Source organism: Thermogutta sp., from assembly GCF_014359955.1.
Classification (GTDB): Bacteria; Planctomycetota; Planctomycetia; order Pirellulales; family Thermoguttaceae; genus Thermogutta.
The window spans coordinates 1-1,013 of record NZ_JACIYL010001116.1; the positions used below are offsets into that span (position 1 = coordinate 1).

The window sequence follows — 1,013 nt, forward strand, 5'->3', positions numbered from 1 at the left end:
GATTCCACCTGACGGTTTTTTGGCAGGCCTCCGCGAACTCGCCGATCGGCACAATTTGCTGCTCGTGTTTGACGAAGTACAAACCGGCTGCGGTCGCACCGGACACTGGTTTGGCTACCAGTACTTCGGCGTCACGCCCGACATTATGACGCTGGCCAAATCGCTGTGCGGCGGTTTGGCGGGTGGGGCGATGCTCGCAAAGCCGGAGGTGGCCACCAGTCTCCGTCCCGGCATGCATGCGTCCACTTTCGGGGGAAATCCGATTGCAGCGGCGGCGGGCCTGGCCACCATCGAGATGATCGAGGAGGAAAACCTCCTCGAAAGGGCCAAGCACATCAGCGCCGTTTTCCGCCAGCGGTTGGAAGAGCTCAAAAACACGTGTCCCATCATCCGCGAAGTCCGCATCGCCGGACTCATGATCGGGATTGAACTGACGCTGGAAGGGGCTCCGGTGGTGGATGCCTGTCTCCGCCGTGGTCTGCTCATCAACTGTACTCATAACACAGTGATCCGCCTGCTACCGGCCATGATCATGACGGATGATCAGGTCCACGAAGGCTGCGACATTCTGGCGGACGTGCTCGCCGCCTACGCGGCAGGCCGGTTGGAATCGGCTGGCAAGGCATGAGGGCCGAAAAGAGTCGGCGGCTCACCAAAGCGTGGAGGGCTTCATGATGATAAAACTGGAACGTCGGCACCTGTTAACGGTGGAGGATCTTTCGGCGGCCGAGATCGAACGGATCTTCTCAATCAGCGAAGACCTCAAGGCCAAATTTCTGGAAGGTATTCGTGAGCCGCTGCTGCCGCAACGGGTCATGGCCCTGATTTTTGAAAAGCCCTCGCTGCGCACTCGAGTGAGTTTTGAAACGGCGATGGCTCATCTCGGCGGGAGTGCCATTTTCCTGGGACAGGATGCGGGATTTGGAAAACGGGAAACAATGGCCGATTTTGCCTCGGTCCTCAGCCAGTATGTCGATGTTATCGTCTTTCGCGGTAATAAACATCAAACGGTG

Annotated in this window: 1 protein-coding gene and 1 pseudogene; both read left to right on the plus strand. The window is 58.1% G+C overall.

The window, feature by feature from the left end:
* A partial coding sequence (locus H5U08_RS19765) for an aminotransferase class III-fold pyridoxal phosphate-dependent enzyme (RefSeq protein ID WP_297037183.1) occupies positions 1–628 on the plus strand: 628 nt, incomplete at its 5' end.
* 43 nt (positions 629–671) lie between these two features.
* Positions 672–1,013 (plus strand): annotated as a pseudogene (locus H5U08_RS19770) (ornithine carbamoyltransferase); the annotation flags it as partial.